Source organism: Streptomyces brevispora, from assembly GCF_007829885.1.
Classification (GTDB): Bacteria; Actinomycetota; Actinomycetes; order Streptomycetales; family Streptomycetaceae; genus Streptomyces; species Streptomyces brevispora.
In genome coordinates, this window is record NZ_VIWW01000001.1 from 5,819,893 (window position 1) to 5,834,962 (window position 15,070).

At 71.3% G+C, this 15,070-nt stretch carries 16 protein-coding genes; 6 read left to right on the top strand and 10 right to left on the bottom strand.

What is annotated here, in order from left to right; all coding sequences use genetic code 11:
- Positions 1-20: 20 nt before the first annotated feature.
- Positions 21-239, top strand: coding sequence for an MbtH family protein (locus tag FHX80_RS26785; protein ID WP_145766535.1), 219 nt, complete (start codon positions 21-23; stop codon positions 237-239).
- The gene (locus FHX80_RS26790; RefSeq protein WP_145766536.1) at positions 239-1,030 is read left to right on the top strand and encodes a thioesterase II family protein; all 792 of its coding nucleotides are present in this window, start codon (positions 239-241) and stop codon (positions 1,028-1,030) included. Before FHX80_RS26785 ends, FHX80_RS26790 begins: the two co-directional genes overlap by 1 nt.
- Before the next feature lie 11 nt (positions 1,031-1,041).
- Here FHX80_RS26790 and FHX80_RS26795 read toward each other — a convergent pair whose 3' ends face one another.
- On the bottom strand, positions 1,042-1,254 hold the full coding sequence (locus tag FHX80_RS26795; protein ID WP_145766537.1) for a hypothetical protein: 213 nt from the start codon (positions 1,252-1,254) through the stop codon (positions 1,042-1,044).
- A gap of 151 nt (positions 1,255-1,405) precedes the next feature.
- Between FHX80_RS26795 and fabI the strand changes: the two genes are divergently transcribed.
- From fabI to FHX80_RS26810, 3 genes are all read left to right on the top strand, one after another.
- Positions 1,406-2,215 (top strand): enoyl-ACP reductase FabI, encoded by an 810-nt coding sequence (gene fabI / locus FHX80_RS26800; protein ID WP_145766538.1) that lies wholly within the window; start codon positions 1,406-1,408, stop codon positions 2,213-2,215.
- Complete coding sequence (locus tag FHX80_RS26805; protein WP_145766539.1) at positions 2,212-2,793, top strand: hypothetical protein; 582 nt, start codon at positions 2,212-2,214, stop codon at positions 2,791-2,793. Before fabI ends, FHX80_RS26805 begins: the two co-directional genes overlap by 4 nt.
- Positions 2,794-3,137: 344 nt before the next feature.
- Complete coding sequence (locus FHX80_RS26810) at positions 3,138-4,019, top strand: 4'-phosphopantetheinyl transferase family protein (RefSeq protein ID WP_145766540.1); 882 nt, start codon at positions 3,138-3,140, stop codon at positions 4,017-4,019.
- 84 nt (positions 4,020-4,103) lie between these two features.
- Here FHX80_RS26810 and FHX80_RS26815 read toward each other — a convergent pair whose 3' ends face one another.
- From FHX80_RS26815 to FHX80_RS26835, 6 genes are all read right to left on the bottom strand, one after another.
- Entirely contained in the window at positions 4,104-5,966 is a 1,863-nt protein-coding gene (locus tag FHX80_RS26815) for an AfsR/SARP family transcriptional regulator (protein ID WP_145766541.1), read from the bottom strand.
- A 166-nt stretch (positions 5,967-6,132) separates the two neighbouring features.
- On the bottom strand, positions 6,133-6,891 hold the full coding sequence (gene gntA / locus FHX80_RS26820) for a guanitoxin biosynthesis heme-dependent pre-guanitoxin N-hydroxylase GntA (protein WP_145766542.1): 759 nt from the start codon (positions 6,889-6,891) through the stop codon (positions 6,133-6,135).
- A 62-nt stretch (positions 6,892-6,953) separates the two neighbouring features.
- Positions 6,954-7,763, bottom strand: a complete 810-nt coding sequence (locus FHX80_RS26825; protein ID WP_145766543.1) for an ABC transporter permease — start codon at positions 7,761-7,763, stop codon at positions 6,954-6,956.
- Positions 7,760-8,767, bottom strand: coding sequence for an ATP-binding cassette domain-containing protein (locus FHX80_RS26830; RefSeq protein ID WP_145766544.1), 1,008 nt, complete (start codon positions 8,765-8,767; stop codon positions 7,760-7,762). The genes FHX80_RS26825 and FHX80_RS26830 overlap by 4 nt, the downstream gene beginning before the upstream one ends.
- Positions 8,768-8,893: 126 nt before the next feature.
- The gene (locus FHX80_RS34845; protein WP_167523647.1) at positions 8,894-9,061 is read right to left on the bottom strand and encodes a hypothetical protein; all 168 of its coding nucleotides are present in this window, start codon (positions 9,059-9,061) and stop codon (positions 8,894-8,896) included.
- 61 nt (positions 9,062-9,122) lie between these two features.
- The gene (locus tag FHX80_RS26835) at positions 9,123-9,476 is read right to left on the bottom strand and encodes a DUF6204 family protein (RefSeq protein ID WP_145766545.1); all 354 of its coding nucleotides are present in this window, start codon (positions 9,474-9,476) and stop codon (positions 9,123-9,125) included.
- A 321-nt stretch (positions 9,477-9,797) separates the two neighbouring features.
- Between FHX80_RS26835 and FHX80_RS26840 the strand changes: the two genes are divergently transcribed.
- On the top strand, positions 9,798-11,768 hold the full coding sequence (locus FHX80_RS26840; RefSeq protein WP_145766546.1) for a DUF5107 domain-containing protein: 1,971 nt from the start codon (positions 9,798-9,800) through the stop codon (positions 11,766-11,768).
- A gap of 62 nt (positions 11,769-11,830) precedes the next feature.
- Here FHX80_RS26840 and FHX80_RS26845 read toward each other — a convergent pair whose 3' ends face one another.
- From FHX80_RS26845 to FHX80_RS26855, 3 genes are all read right to left on the bottom strand, one after another.
- The gene (locus tag FHX80_RS26845; protein WP_145766547.1) at positions 11,831-12,184 is read right to left on the bottom strand and encodes a VOC family protein; all 354 of its coding nucleotides are present in this window, start codon (positions 12,182-12,184) and stop codon (positions 11,831-11,833) included.
- A gap of 116 nt (positions 12,185-12,300) precedes the next feature.
- Entirely contained in the window at positions 12,301-13,110 is an 810-nt protein-coding gene (locus tag FHX80_RS26850; protein ID WP_145766548.1) for a methyltransferase domain-containing protein, read from the bottom strand.
- Between the two features lie 229 nt (positions 13,111-13,339).
- A complete protein-coding gene (locus FHX80_RS26855) occupies positions 13,340-14,845 on the bottom strand; it encodes a bifunctional phosphatase PAP2/diacylglycerol kinase family protein (protein WP_145766549.1) in 1,506 nt (501 codons plus the stop codon).
- Positions 14,846-15,070 lie beyond the last annotated feature (225 nt).

Here is a 15,070-nt window from a genome sequence, read left to right on the forward strand (position 1 = left end):
ACAGAGAAAAGGAAAAGACGATGGTGAACCCCTTCGAGGACAACGACGCCGCCTTCTACGTGCTGGTCAACGCAGAGGGCCAGCACTCGCTGTGGCCGGCCTTCGCCGAGGTCCCGGCCGGCTGGAACCAGGCCTTCGGGCCCGGCGCCCGGCAGGACGCACTGGAGTACGTGGAGCGCGAGTGGACCGACCTGCGGCCCGCGAGCCTGATCCGTGAGATGGACGGGGCGAACGCCTGATGGGGGCCGTCGGCAGCGCGGACACGGGATCGCTCCCGGCGGCGGCAGCGGGTGTCCGCTGGACGCGCAACTGGCGTCCGCGCCCCGGTGCCGCGGTCAACCTCCTGTGCCTGCCGCACGCCGGCGGCTCTGCCGGCTTCTATCGGAGCTGGGTCGACCTGCTGCCGGCGGAGGTCGACTTCCACGCGGTGCAGTACCCCGGCCGCGAGGACCGCATCACAGAGGCGCCGGTCTCCTGCATGACGGAACTGGCCGACGCGATCACCGAGGCGATCCGCCCACTGTTCGAGAAGGACGTGATCCTCTTCGGGCACAGCATGGGTGCCTCCGTCGCCTATGAGGTCACCCGCAGGTGCGAGGCCGAAGGGCTCTCGCCCCGGCTGCTGCTGGTGTCGGGGCGTGCCGCCCCACGGTGGCCGCACGGTGCGCCGCCCCGCCGCCCCCGTACCGACGACGAGATCGTGCACGAGATCCGGGGCTTCTCCACCGCGGGATCGACCGCCCTCGACGACCCCGACCTGCGGGAACTGCTGCTCCCGATGATCAGGGCGGACTACCGGCTGGTCGAGGGGTACCGGCCGGATCGGCCGGGCCCCGTCCGGGCCCCGATCGCCGTGCTCAGGGGGCGCGACGACGTCAAGGTCACCCCGGAAGGGGCCGCCGCCTGGCGGGAATTCAGCACGACGCACTGCACCGAGCACGTCTTCGACGGCGGCCATTTCTATCTCCGGGCAAACGAACGACCGGTACTGGGCGCCCTTGCCGAACTGATAGCACGGGCGCTCCGCTGACACCGTCCGGCTCAGCTCTTGCGGCTGCGGCGAATGCGGACGGCTGCGCCGAGCAGCAGAATTCCGCCGACGAGGAGCACCGCACTCACCAGCCCCTGGTTGTCCGGAAAAGAATTCACGATGAAGAAGCTCTCCTCCGGGTCCTTCCCGCTCATCCGCTGAATGAGCGGGGCGCCCCCTTGGAGGAGCATGAGAACACCGGCGATCTCAAGAATCAGAAGCATTGATTTCTTCCCTTCCCTGCACGAAAGTTATTGGTCTAAAGTTCTTGTAGGCATTGTAAGGGCGTCCCGGGTTCTTGGGGCGCCTTCTTCGCGAATATTGGCCGAATGCAGAACTTTGATAGATCCCCTATGGATTCGGAGAGTAAATAATATGGACCTGCTCAAGGGCAAGACGGTGTTGGTCTCCGGAGTCCTCACCCAGAACTCCATCGCCTTCCACACGGCCCGCCTCGCCCAGGAGCAGGGCGCCAAGGTCCTGCTCACCGGGTACGGCCGGATGAGCCTGGTCGAACGGGTCTCGCGCAGACTCCCGGAGCCGCCGCCCGTTCTCGAACTGGATGTTACCGACAAGGCCCAACTTGCCAGCCTCAGCGACCGGTTGGGTGAGTACACCGACCGTGTCGACGGAGTCCTCCACTCGGTGGCGGGAGCCCCGGCCGGCGCCCTCGGCGGCAACTTCATGACCACCGAGTGGGAGGACGTCGCCCGCGCGGTGCACGTCTCGACGTACTCCCTCCAGTCCCTCACCCGCGCCGTCCTGCCCCTGTTCGGCGAGCGCGCCAGCGTCGTCGGCCTCGACTTCGAAGCCACGCGCGCCTGGGCGGAGTACGACTGGATGGGTGTCGCCAAGGCCGGCCTGGAGTCCTGTGCCCGCTATCTCGCCTCCTACCTCGGGGCGAGCGGAGTCCGCGTCAACCTGGTGGCCGCGGGTCCGCTCCGTACCACCGCGGCCGTCAACATCGGCTCCGCGGACGGCTTCGACGAGGCCACCGAGTGGGGGCGCAGGGCGCCGCTGGGCTGGGACGCCGAACACTTCGACCCGGTGGCGCGGGCCTGCGTGGCGCTGCTCTCCGACTGGTTCCCGGCGACCACCGGTGAGATCATCCACGTCGATGGCGGCGCGCACGCGGTCGGCGACCGGCCTGGTGCGCACCGCCCTGCGACAGAAGTTCCCGCATGAGTGCTGCCGCACCCTTCGCTCAACTCGCCCAAGGGGACGAGGCGGTGATTGCGGCGATCGTCGCCTGTGAGATCGCTTTCTGGGCCTTCCTGGTACTGGGGCTGCTCGCCCGGTACGCCCTGCGCGCCCGCCGGCTCGGCGGGACGCTGCTGGTGTGCGTGCCCCTCGCCGACCTCGCGCTCGTCGTCTTCTCCGTCGCCGACCTGCGCTCCGGTGGAACCGCCGGCGCCACGCACGGGCTCGCCGCCGTCTACCTCGGCGTATCGATCGGCTTCGGCCCCGAGATCGTGCGCCGGGCCGACGCGTGGTTCGCCCGTCGTGTCACCGGTGCCCCGGCCTCCGCGAAGCCGCCGGTGGCCGGGCCCGAACGGGTGCGCAACGAATGGAGGTTGTGGCTGCGCTGCGCCGCGGCATGCACGGTGGCCGCCGCGCTCACCCTTCTGATGTCGGCCCTTGCTGCGCCGGGCGCCCAGGCGTCCGGACTGTGGAACCTGGTCGCCCAGTTCGCCGTGCTGACCGTCATCTGGCTGATCGCGGGTCCACTGCGGTATCGGTACTTCCCGCCCGCACCACGGTGAATCGAGGCTCTTCGGCCGGTCGCGGGCAGCATCCAGGACCGTCCGGAGACAGGCCGTCCGGAGAAAGGCCGCCCGGTGACAGGGCCGCCCGGTGCGACCGGGGTGATCGATCGTCACGTCCGGATCCATGGCTTGCTTCAACCAGCCGCCACGAACCCGCGTTCGCCGCGCGTCCAGTGTGCGGGGAAGGCGGTATATAGCACCGTTAAAGCTGTGAGGGGCAGGGTCGGCGTAGGGGGAGCGAGCCCGACCAGCACACGAATCCCCGAGGGGGCACAGTGACGACCACCCCGGCCGGAACCGCCGGCATGACCACCGGCGGAGACAGCCGTACGAGCAGGTGCGTGAGCACGAGAGCCGGAACGAGTACGTACGTGTCCGTCGACGGGGGCGGTCTCGCGCCGACCGTCCAAGCGACCGCGACCGCGACCGCGGGCGGAGGCGACCCGGCGCCGGCCGACGCCCTGGGGCGTAGCGGCGACGTCCACGTCTGGGGCTGGCGCACCGGCAGCGCCCCCGACGCCGAGGACCTCGCGCTCCTCGACGAGGCCGAGCTCCGCCGCGTGTACCGCTGCCACCATCCCCGGGACGCCGCCGCGCTCGCCTGCACCCGGGCGGGCGCCCGACGGGTCATCGGTGGACTGCTGGGCGTGCCGGCCACGGGCGTCGGTCTGGGCCACCGCCCTTGCCCGGGCTGCGGGGCCCGGCAGCATGGACCGCCGGTCCTGCTGCACCCGCCGCTGCCGAATCCCCTGGCCGTCAGTCTGTCCCGCACCGAGGGGTACGGGATGCTGGCCGTCTGTGCGGACACGGCCGTCGGCATCGACGTTGAGGCGCTCCGCCCGGTCGCCGTGGAGGGGCTCGCCGACGTCGTCTTCACCGAACGCGAGCGCGCCCACGTACTCGGCGTCCCGGAGGGGCCCGTCCGTGCGTCATGGCACTTCCGCTGCTGGACCCGCAAGGAGGCCGTCGTCAAGGCAGCCGGGACCGGGCTGCTGGGCGCCGAACTGACCCGGCTGGAGGTCTACCCGGAGAAACCGGGCCCGGTGCGGGTCGAGTTCCGCGACCGGGGCGGTGCGCCCACCTGGTGGCAGGTCCACGATGTGCCGCTCGACGGCCCGTGGAGTGCGGCGGTGGCCCGCCCGGCGAACGTCCGGGACGGACCGGGACCGGTATACGGTCCGGGCCGAGTCGTCCTGCACACGACTGTCCCGCAGTCGGGCTGACGGGCGGGGGAGCAGGAGCCCGGTGGGCCGTCGGGGCGTTCCGTGCGTTCCGCCGGCCCACGGTGGGCCGGCGGAACGCACGGGCTACACCCCCCGGGTCGGCTCCTGCACCCTTGCCCCGCGATCCTGTGCCTGTGCCTGCCCCCATCCCTGTTCCTGCTCCTGGGCGAACAGCCGGACCAGCGAGGGAAGCCGGTACACCAGCCGGTGGTCCACCCCGACCCCCGTCACATCGATCAGCCGGGCGTCCGCCAACACCTCCAGGGCCTCCTCCGCCCCCCACTCACCGGCGCCCGGCAGCTCCGTGTCCGCCGCCGAGAAGTCGCTCCGGGGCAGTACGGTCAGCCGGTGCAGTGTCTGCCGGGACGCGGTCGGCAGCGTCGCGTAACTGGAGCGCAGACCGGCCCGTACGTCCAGGCCGCCGTGCCGCAGTTCGTCGAGGCGTCGTTCGGCCGGCAGCAGCCGGGACAGCAGCTCCGCAACCCGCATACCCGGCTCCTCCGCCAGCCGCGACGCGCAGATCCGCAGCGCGAGCGGCGAACGGTCGCACAGCTCCGCCAGCGAGTCCGCCGCGGCTGGTTCGGACGCGACGCGCTCGGGTCCCGCCACCGCGGACAGCAGTGCCAACGCCTCGCCCGTGCTCAACGGATGCAGCCTGATCAGCCGGAACGCACCGTCCAGGACGGTCGGTGTGCGACTGGTCAGGATGGCCCGTGAGCGGGCACCCGTCGGCAGCAGCGGGGCGACCTGTGCCGCGTCCACCACGTCGTCGAGCACGACCAGGACCCGTCGGTCGGTGAGCAGCCCCCGGTAGAGCTGCACCCGCTCCGCGACGGAGCCCGGCACCGCGTGCGCGGGCACCCCCAGTACGTGCAGGAAGTCCTGCAGGACGGCGTGCGGGTCGCGCCGGGAGCCGTCCGCCCGGCCCAGGTCCGCGTACAGCTGACCGTCGGCGAACTGTCCGCGCAGCAGGTGCGCGGCCCGGACCGCCAGCGCGGACTTGCCGGACCCCGGCATCCCGGTGATCACCACCGGGTGCTGCTGCCCCGAGTGCCGGAGATGGGCCGCGCCCCGCAGCTCGTACACCACCTCGGACAGCGGCAGCGCATGTCCGGTGAAGTGGGAGACGTCGGGCGGGAGCATGGTGGCCGCGGCGCCGACGGTGACTCCGGACACCGGTCCAGGTTGCGTGCGCGGCCACCGCTGAAGGCCTAACTCCGAGCTACCGTCGAGAACTTGCCGATGCACCTCCCGTAGTGCCGGCCCGGGGTCGATGCCCAGTTCCTCGCGCAGCACCGAGCGGCCCTGCCGGTAGACGGACAGCGCGTCGCCCTGCCGGGACGCCCGGTACAGGGCGGTCATCAGCTGGGCGCGCAGCCTTTCGTTGAGGGGGTGTTCGGCCACGAGCCGGGTCAGTTCGGCGATCAGCTCGTGGTGCCGGCCCAGCGCCAGATCGGCCTCGATGCGGCAGCCCAGTGTCGTCGACCAGGCCTCCTCCCACTGCGGGACCACCGTCTCGCACAGGAACTCGGTCGTGCTGGCGAACGGTGTACCCCGCCACAGTTCCAGCGCCGCCGCCAGCAGCGTGCTCGCCTTCTCGAAGTGCCGCGCCTCCAGGGCCTCGCGGCCCAGCCGGTCCAGCCGGTCGTACTCGACGCTGTCGATCCAGGACGCGCCCGCGTCGAGTGCGTAGCCGGGCTGACAGCGTGCGATGTCGATACCGTCGCCGAACTGCTTGCGCAGCCGTGAGATGTACGTGTAGATCTGCGCGTTCATCGTCGTCGGCGGGGACCAGCCCCACAGGAACTCGCTGAGTCTGCTGTCCGAGACCACTCGCCCCCTGGCGAGCAGCAGTGCGGTCAGCACCGTGTGGATCTTTGCCCCGGCGAGTGGCAGTACCGTGCCGTCGTGGCGGGCCTCGACCGGCCCGAGGATGCGGAACTCCATGGCGTACCCCGTTAGCGTCTAGCGTCGATTTCAAGCCGAGCCCGGACGCTAGCGACGGGCCCTGTCGTACGGCTGTCGCCGCGATTTCGTCGTCGGATGTCTGACGAAATCGCGGCGACAGAGTGGCGTGCGTGCGGCGCATACCGCTGCTCGGGCGCCCGGCTCCTCAGGAGGAAGCCGCAGGCCCGGATGGTGTGGCGCCCGAAATCTCCGGGTCCCCGGAGGCCGCTGGGGCCTGCACGGTCTGCGCGGGCCCGTCTCCTGGCCGGAACGGACACCCCCACTCCCGCTCCGTCATCCGTCCGCCGTAGTGCCGCGCCTCCTCCTTGTACGTGAGGAAACTCGGGTTGGCCGCACCATGGAAAGCCCTCTCCCGTTTGCGTATTTTCATGCGCAGCTTGAAGAAGTTGACGCCCAGCGCGTTGAACTGTTCGTGCGAGTTGAAGACCAGCGTCGGCTGCGAGAACCTGCGGCTCGGCCGGGATGCCCCCGGGTGCAGTCCCACCACGAAGAAGGGGTGGCATCCGATCGAGTAGGCGAAGTTCCTGGACCCGGGATCGCTGTCGTAGGCCTCGGTCCAGCCGTACCGTGTCCTGTCCAGCTCGTGCATTGTCTGAAGGTGTTCCCACAACGCGCTTTCGAACGCCTCCTCCGTGAGGAGCGGACCGGGTCCCTCGAACGTGGCGACGAACGAGGTGAAGCTGCGTGCGCTCGGCTCAAAAGTAGACAAGAAGCTGTACAAGTCGTCCAGTTGGGCAGCGGCCGCCTCCGCCGACCCCAGTTCCCCGCTGTAGTGGTGGTGCTCGATCGCGTCGCGTCGCAGAGCGGCCCGCGCTCCGAGACAGACGAAGTCCTCCTCCCCGATGAAGGAGGCCAACGACGAATACACCTCCTGCGCCGCCCCCACCGGCGTCTCCTCTCCCATGATGACCCCTCCCGTGAACTCCGCCCCTGTGGCTCCCGCGTCCGTGGTGTGCACCCGCGCCCTCACCGATCGGAACGGCCGAAGAGGGAGACCGCCGTGGGCACGGCCAGCAGCATGATGCCGACGGACCAGCCGACCGTCGTCAGAACCGTCCCGGCCGGCACGGAGCCGGTGTTGATCAGCAGTCGGCAGGCGTCCGCCAGGTTCGACAGGGGATTGAGGTCGGTGAACGCGCGCAGCCAGCCGGGCATGGTGGACGTCGGCGCGAAGATCGAGCTGCCGAACTGCAACGGCAGTACGGCGATCATTCCCAGGCCCTGCACGGCCTGCGGGCTCTTCAATGCCAGCCCCAGCAGCACCGACACCCACAGCAGTGCCATTCCGAACAGCCCCGTGAGCCCCACCGCCGCCAGCAACCCCGGCACCCCGCCCGGGACCCGCATCCCGAGCAGGAACGCCACGCCCAGCAGCACCACGGTCGCGGCTGCCATCCGCCCGCACTCGACGACCACCTTGGCGGTCAGGACGGACACCCGGTGGATCGGCAGCGTACGGAACCGGTCCATCACCCCCGTCTTGAAGTCGGAGTTGATCCCGATCCCGGCGGTCATGGCGATGTTGACCGCAATCATCGACATCAGACCCGGCATCACGTACTGGACGTACTCCTCCTGGCTGCCGGCCACCGCGCCGCCGAAGACGTACACGAACAGCACGGTGTAGATCACCGGCATCAGCAGGATGTCGAACAGCGAGTCCGGATCGGCCTTGATCTGCAACAGATTCCGCCGGGTCAGTGCGCTCACGTGCCCGAGCCCGCTCCGCACGTACATGCTCGCGCCGCTCCCGGGAGCTGCCCCCGCCGCGCTCATACGAGAGCCACCTCCTTCTCGTCCCGCACCGCGTCGGGGCTCTCGCCCTTTCCGGTCAGCGTCAGGAACACCTCGTCCAGGCTGGGCAGATGAGTTTCGATTCCGGCCAGCGCGAAGCCGCGCGCGCCCAACACCCCTACCACAGCGGTGAGATGTTCGCCCCCGAGCAGGGGCACCCGCAGCGCCCCCTCCATCTCCTGCCGGCCGCTCTTCAGCAACCCCGCCTCGGTGAGGGCCTCCGCCATCGCGCCGAGATCTCCGGCCAGCTCCGGCCTGATGCGCAACTCCCGCACTCCGACGAGCGCCTTCAGGTCGTCCACGGGCCCGTTCGCGATCACCCGCCCGCGGTCGATGACGGTGAGCTCGTCCGCGAGCTGCTCGGCCTCCTCCATGTACTGGGTGGTCAGCAGCACCGTTGTGCCGTTGTCGGCGAGCCTCCTGACCTCCGCCCAGACCTCGTTACGGGTACGGGGATCGAGCCCGGTCGTCGGCTCGTCGAGGAACAGCACGCTGGGCCGCCCCATCACGCTCGCGGCCAGATCGAGCCGCCGCCGCATGCCGCCGGAGTACGTGGCCGCCTGCCGGCCGGCCGCCTCGGTCAGCGAGAACCGCTCCAGCAGCGCGTCGCTGCGGAGCCGGGCCTCCTTGCGCGGCATGTCCAACAGTCGCCCGATCAGATACAGGTTCTCCCGTCCCGAGAGCTTCCCGTCGACCGAGGCGTACTGCCCGGTGAGCCCGATGCTGCGGCGCACGTCCCGTGGACTGCGCGTCACGTCGAAGCCGTCCACCGACGCACTGCCCGCGTCCTGCCGTGCAAGGGTCGAAAGGATCCGCACGAGAGTCGTTTTGCCGGCCCCATTGGGCCCGAGCACCCCAAGGACGGTCCCGCGCCGCACAGCCAGATCCACTCCGTCGAGAGCGGTCACCTCCGACTGCCCGCCGTAGCGTTTGACCAACCCTTGAACGACGACCGCCGTGGTGTCCGTCCGTAGTAGTGGTGTCATGCCCCCATTGCATAAATCCCCCCTACGCAATCCCCATACTCGACCCCGGACAGCTGATGCACGTCCTTGTTGTCCGGCGAGCGAAGCGCGTGTTCCACGTGGCGCCGGGGACTTCGCGGGGACGATTCACCCGTGGTCCGCCTTCGAGCCACGACGGGAGGCGACGGCGCCGCCCGGCACCCCACCCGTGCCGACGAGCGCGATCAGGACGCCGATGCTGCGCGCGTCGAGGCCGGCCGTGCGGCTCAGGAAGACGATGGACAGGGATTGCGTGCCGGCGAGAGAGAGGTTCATTCCGGCGTCGCGCAGCAGGATCGTACGGAGAAGGGGGTCCCGGACAGGCGCCGGCCCGCCGTCACACCGTCCCTGACGTCCGCCGCCCCTTGTAGTTGATCTTCATGGTGTCCATGTCCGTCGCCGTGGAGCGCAGCTCACCGTGTCCGTACCCGCGCGCGCGCAGTTCCGTCTCCACCCGGTCCTCGGCGATCGCACCCGCCATCTCCTCGCCGTCCTCGGCGTCCGACACCACCACGTACCGGAAGCTGAAGTGCTTGAGCACCCGGTCGTAGGTGAGTGAGCCCTCCTCGCTGAACTGCATGGCCGCCAGACCGTGCTGCTCCACCTCGGCCAGCAGCCGCTCCCGCGCCACGTCCGTCAGCCCCTCCCAGGTGCCACGCACAATCACTCGGTAGGTGTGCTGCGTGCTCATCGTGATCCACCGTCTCTGTCGCGTCCCGCAACCGCTTGAGCAGCAAGCCTACGGTCCGGAGGACGGGGCGCACACGGAATATTGTCGCGCTCGACGCCCCCGCCGACCTGGGGCAACGGACCCGGCGGCTTCTGTGCGCGCCCGGACGCCGACGTCCTCGACCCGGACGGTACGGCGGTGCGCTGCTCACCTACCCGGTGGGCGGGGCATTTTTCCGAAGACTGACGGCTGAGCCCCTGGCCCGGGCGGCCTTCAGCGTGTTCCATGGTCATCGGGGGGCGCCCGGACCTGCGGCGGCCCGCGCGAGGGAGCGAGGTTGCCTTGGCCACCACCGTACGACGTGCCGTACTGACCCTGCCCGCAGCGGCGACGGGACCGGAGAATCCGCTGCCCGCGCTGCGGCCACTCGACGAGATGCATGTCGTCGACGACCGCGACCGGGCCGGTCTGCCGCGTGACATGGCCCGCCAGATCGGCCACGAGCCGCTGGCCACCGTCCTGCCCGTGGCCGTCCTCGACGGGTACGGACGCGAGCGCACCCCCACCGACCTCGATGTGATCGTGATCGAGAACGACCGGCTGCGGGCCACCGTGCTGCCCGGATTCGGCGGCCGCGTCCACTCGCTCTTCCACAAACCCACCGGCCGGGATCTCGTCTACACCAACCCCGTGCTCCAGCCCGCCGACTTCGCGCTCAACGGTGCCTGGTTCTCCGGCGGCATCGAGTGGAACATCGGCGCGACGGGTCACACCACCCTGTCCTGCGCCCCGGTGCACGCCGCCCGGGTCCCGGCGCCCGACGGCGGCGAGATGGTCCGGCTCTGGGAGTGGGAGAGGCTGCGCGACCTGCCGTTCCAGGTCGACCTGTGGCTGCCCGACGACTCCGACTTCCTCCACGTCGGCGTACGGATACGCAACCCGCACGAGCACCCCGCCCCGGTCTACTGGTGGTCCAACATCGCCGTGCCCGAGGGCGAGCGCACCCGGGTGCTGGCCCCCGCCGATGAGGCCTGGCACTTCGGCTACCAACGGACGCTGACCCGGGTCCCGGTCCCCGAGAGCGGCTCGGTCGACCGGACGTACCCGCTGCGCAGCGACTTCCCCGCCGACTACTTCTACGAGGTGCCCGACGGCGCCCGCCGCTGGATCGCCTCCCTCGACGAGGACGGCCACGGGCTCGTCCAGACCTCCACCGACCTGCTGCGCGGCCGAAAGCTCTTCCTCTGGGGCAGCGGACCCGGCGGCCGCCGCTGGCAGGAATGGCTCACCGAGCCCGGCACCGTCGGCTACGCCGAGATCCAGGCCGGACTCGCCCGTACCCAGCTGGAACACGTGCCGCTCGAGCCCGGCGGCGAGTTCAGCTGGCTGGAGTCCTACGGGCCCCTGTCGGCGGACCCCGCCGCCGTGCACGGCGACGACTGGTCCGCGGCCCGCGCGGAGACCGAGCAGCGGCTCGCCGCCACCCTGCCGCGCGCCGATGTGGACGCCGCGTACGAGGCCTGGCGGCGCTGCGCCGACACCGAACCGGGCGAGATCCTCGCCACCGGGTCCGGCTGGGGCGCGCTCGAAGTGCGGCGCGCCGGACACAAGCTGCCCGGCACCCCCTTCGCCGAGTCCACGCTCGGCGAACAACAGGCGTCCTGGCTGGAGTTGCTGGAGCAGGGGACCTTCCCGGAGCCGCGCAGGGTGGCACCGCCCGGACCCTCCCTGGTCTCCACGCACTGGCGCGACATGCTGGAGACGGCCTCCGCCGAACCGCTCACCGAATACCACCTGGGCATCGCCCAGTGGCACGCCGGTGACCGCGCCCAGGCGGTCCGCAGCTGGGAACGCGGACTGGCCCTGGCCCCGTCCCGCTGGCCGCTGCTGCGCTGCCTCGCCGTCGCCGCCGAGGAGGGCGGCCAGCCGGAGCGGGCGGCCGACCACTACGCGGAGGCGTTCGACAACCTGTGCGCCGAGCGCCTGGACGACGGCGACACCTGGACGGCGGCCACCGCGGCCCTCGGCCGGGAGGCGATCGAGGCGCTGCTGGCGGCGGGCCGGTCCGGCCCGGCCCGCACCGTCTGGGACGGGCTGTCCGCGGAGATCCGCCGCCGCGGCCGGTTCCGTCTGCTGGAGGCCCGGCTGCTGATCGCGGAGGGTGACCGCGCCGCCGCCCGCGCACTGTTCGACGAGGGCTTCGAGGTCGCCGATCTGCGCGAGGGCGCGGAGATCCTGGACGAGGTGTGGGCCGAGCTCACGGACGAGCCGCTGCCGGACGCGTACAACTACCGGATGCGCCCGCGTACCTGACGATCAGCTGCCGGGCGGACAACCACCACCGAACAGGTCGTGCCTGACGGCTGCTCAAGCCGTCAGGCCGAAAGGTTCCGGTCGACGTACTCGAAGACCGAGCCGTCCGGATGCAGGGCGATCAGATTGCGGCCGACGGGCGTGTGGACGGGGCCCGCGACGATCCGGGCGCCCACCCGGGTCAGCGAGGCGTTGGCCTCGTCGACGTCCTTGACCGCGATCGTCGCCGTCACCTTGCGCAGGATCTCCAGCTCGGCCTCGGGGCCGCTCATCAGCAGGAAGCAGCTGATGGCGGCCACGGAGACCCCGCCGCGCTCGAAGCGCAGGGCCGAACTGCCCGTGAGGTTCTCGTAGAAGGCCACCGCGGCCTCCAGGTCGTCGACGCAGATACGCAGCGTGGTTCCCAGGATTTCCATGCCGGACAGGGTAGTTGGCCGGTCAGCGCTGCGTGATCGATTCAGCCGACGGGGCCGCCCCGGGGCCCGTGACCGGGCCACCGGCCGCGGGCGGCGGGCCCGGGGCGGCGGCGCGCTCAGGCGCGGCAGAGGACTTCGCCGTGCGGGACCATGAACCAGCCGTCCTCGTGCTCGCCCCAGGTGCGCCAAGCCTCGGCGATCGCGGTCAGCTCCTCGGACGTCGCGTGCCCGCCGTCGACCGCCAGCTTCGCGTACACCGAGCCGACGGTCCGGTCCGCCCACAGGCCGCTCCACCAGTCCCGGCTCTCCGGGGTGCCGAAACACCAGGCGGCGGCTGTCGGCGTGATGTCGGTGAAGCCGGCCCGCCGGGCCCAGGAGAGCAGGCGCCGCCCGGCGTCCGGTTCGCCGCCGTTGGCGCGGGCCACCCGGCCGTACAGCTCCAGCCAGGCGTCCATGACCGGCACCTCGGGGAACCAGGTCATCGCCGCGTAATCGCTGTCGCGGGCCGCGACGATGCCGCCGGGGCGGCAGACCCGTCGCATCTCGCGCAGCGCCTGCACCGGGTCTCCGACATGCTGGAGCACCTGGTGGGCGTGGACCACGTCGAAGCTGTCGTCGGCGAAGTCCAGGGCGTGCACATCGGCGGTGGCGAACTCCAGGTTGTCCAGGCCGCGTTCCGCCGCCGCCTCGGCCGCCCGGTCCAGGATCTCCTGGGTGGTGTCGACGGCGGTCACCCGGCCGGGGGCGACCAGCGCGGCCAGATCGGCGGTGATGGTGCCGGGGCCGCAGCCGACGTCCAGCACGCTCATGCCGGGGCGCAGTTCACCGATGAGGTAGCCCGCGGAATTGGCGGCGGTGCGCCAGCGGTGCGAGCGCAGCACCGACTCGTGGTGGCCGTGGGTGTAGACGGCGGTCTCCTTCGGCATGACCGTGCATCCTCTCTCGAAACGCGAACGGTGAACGACGTGCTGCGTGCTGCGAACGGCGCAGCATGAGCCGCGAAGCTCTGATCGGTACGGCCACGGTACGCCCGCATGCCGAATGATGAGACAGGAATCTTGCGATGTGGACATCCTCGGTCTGGGGTGCGGGTGCGCGCCAAGGGGCGGCCGACTCGGCGTCGGCCGCCCCCTGTTCGCCCGGTCCGGGTCGGTCTCACACCTGCATCGGGCAGTACACCGTCAGCGCCTCCGGCAGCTTGTCGATCATCAACTCGTGCTGACTGTGCGCCACTTCGCCGTCGTACGCATACGGCGTCCCGGGCTTCAGGCCGGAGATCCGCACCCGGTGACGCCGGACGGCCGCATGCATCGGGGAGCGGCTCAGTGGCCCCGCGACGGCGGCTGCCAGCAGCCTCAGCGCCGGGGTCCGTCCGCCGTGCACCACCCGTACGTCCAGCAGGCCGTCCGCGAGGTTGTGCCGTCGGCCGGGTGCCGGGCCGACCCGCTGGAACAGGCCGTTGCCGATGAACAGCAGCCACAGCGGCCTCCGCCGGCCCTGGAGTTCGGCCTCCAGCGGCCGCTCGCCGCGCAGCACCTCGAAGGCGGCGAGCACCCCGGCCGGCCAGCCTCCGATCCTGGGCGCCCAGCGCTCGCGCGTCCTCACCAACTCGGGATAGACACCCAGGCTGAAGGCGTTCAGGAAGTAGCCGTGGGCACCCCCGGGCCCCTCGGGGCCCGGCCGGAAGCGGCCCAGGTCCACCCGGACCGCATCGCCCGCGGCGAGCGCGGCACAGGCGTCGGCCACGGTCTCGATGCCCAGGTCGTACGCGAAGTGGTTCAGCGTCCCGCCGGGGAACACGGCCAGCGGCAGACCGTGCACGGCGGCCACCGCCGCCGCCTGGTTGACCGTGCCGTCACCGCCGCAGACGCCCAGTGCCCGGCCCCGTTCCGCGGCCTTCTCCAGCTCGTCGGACAACTCCTCGGGGCGGCACTCCACCACCTCGGCGTTCGGCAGCGCGTCCCGGACCAGCGAGGCCGTGGCCGTGGCCGTCCCGGACGCCTGGTTCACCACGACGACCAGGTCCTGGCCATCGGGCAGCGCGGGCGCGTGGGCGGGGGGCCTTCCCGGTGCGGGCAACTGCCCGCGGGTGGGCACGACGCCGCGCAGCGCGAACGCCGCCCCTATGCCCAGCGCCGCACCGGCCAGCACATCGGTCGGATAGTGGACACCGGTGTAGATGCGGGAGGCGGCCACGGACAGCGCGACGGGCGCCACGACCGCTCCCCAGCCCTTCGACTCGAGGGCCACCCCGGTGGCGAAGGCGGCAGCCGATGCGGCGTGCCCGGACGGAAAGGACGTGGTGAACGGCTGGCGCTTGAGCCGCCGTATCACCGGCACGGCGTCCAGTATCGGTCGCTCCCTGCGGACCGCGCCTTTGCCGACGGTGTTGATCGCGGCCGAGGCCACCGCCAGCGAGGCGATCCCGCGCAGCGCGGCCCGCCGGGCCCGCGCGCTGCCGCCGAACGCGGCCATGCCCGCCGCGGCACCGAGCCACAGCAGCCCGTGGTTGGCGCTGCGGCTGAGCCGCGGCAGCACGGGTGCGGCGGCGGGCCAGTGCCGTTGGGCCAGGTTCTGGAAGACGGCGAGATCGCATCGGTGCAGCAGGCTCCGCAGCCCGGCGGAGCTCGGCAGGTGTGAGGGGTTGCTCGGTGACGGCATGGGACAGCGAATACCCTGCCCGGCCGCGCCGAATCAGCAGGCGCGCCCGGATGGCACCGTTCGGCCGGGGTGGCCGGGACGCCGGGTGGCTCCGCCCATCCGCCATTCGGTGGCATACCGGGAGAAGTCGTTCGAAATCGTGCATGACCAGGGTGTCGGACATCACCGCGTCATTGCCCGGACGAGCGCGCCGCACTTAGCCTGCGTTCGTGATGCCGGTCACCG

Bases quoted from the DNA above. Each gene is read 5' to 3' on its own strand.
- FHX80_RS26805 (WP_145766539.1), top strand. From the start codon at position 2,212: ATGAGTGCTGCCGCACCCTTCGCTCAACTCGCCCAAGGGGACGAGGCG.
- FHX80_RS26825 (WP_145766543.1), bottom strand. From the start codon at position 7,763: ATGAGCGCGGCGGGGGCAGCTCCCGGGAGCGGCGCGAGCATGTACGTG.
- FHX80_RS26835 (WP_145766545.1), bottom strand. From the start codon at position 9,476: ATGAGCACGCAGCACACCTACCGAGTGATTGTGCGTGGCACCTGGGAG.
- FHX80_RS26850 (WP_145766548.1), bottom strand. From the start codon at position 13,110: ATGCCGAAGGAGACCGCCGTCTACACCCACGGCCACCACGAGTCGGTG.
- FHX80_RS26795 (WP_145766537.1), bottom strand. From the start codon at position 1,254: ATGCTTCTGATTCTTGAGATCGCCGGTGTTCTCATGCTCCTCCAAGGG.
- FHX80_RS26785 (WP_145766535.1), top strand. From the start codon at position 21: ATGGTGAACCCCTTCGAGGACAACGACGCCGCCTTCTACGTGCTGGTC.
- gntA (WP_145766542.1), bottom strand. From the start codon at position 6,891: ATGGGAGAGGAGACGCCGGTGGGGGCGGCGCAGGAGGTGTATTCGTCG.
- FHX80_RS26855 (WP_145766549.1), bottom strand. From the start codon at position 14,845: ATGCCGTCACCGAGCAACCCCTCACACCTGCCGAGCTCCGCCGGGCTG.
- FHX80_RS26845 (WP_145766547.1), bottom strand. From the start codon at position 12,184: ATGGAAATCCTGGGAACCACGCTGCGTATCTGCGTCGACGACCTGGAG.
- FHX80_RS26830 (WP_145766544.1), bottom strand. From the start codon at position 8,767: ATGACACCACTACTACGGACGGACACCACGGCGGTCGTCGTTCAAGGG.
- FHX80_RS26815 (WP_145766541.1), bottom strand. From the start codon at position 5,966: ATGGAGTTCCGCATCCTCGGGCCGGTCGAGGCCCGCCACGACGGCACG.
- fabI (WP_145766538.1), top strand. From the start codon at position 1,406: ATGGACCTGCTCAAGGGCAAGACGGTGTTGGTCTCCGGAGTCCTCACC.
- FHX80_RS34845 (WP_167523647.1), bottom strand. From the start codon at position 9,061: ATGAACCTCTCTCTCGCCGGCACGCAATCCCTGTCCATCGTCTTCCTG.
- FHX80_RS26790 (WP_145766536.1), top strand. From the start codon at position 239: ATGGGGGCCGTCGGCAGCGCGGACACGGGATCGCTCCCGGCGGCGGCA.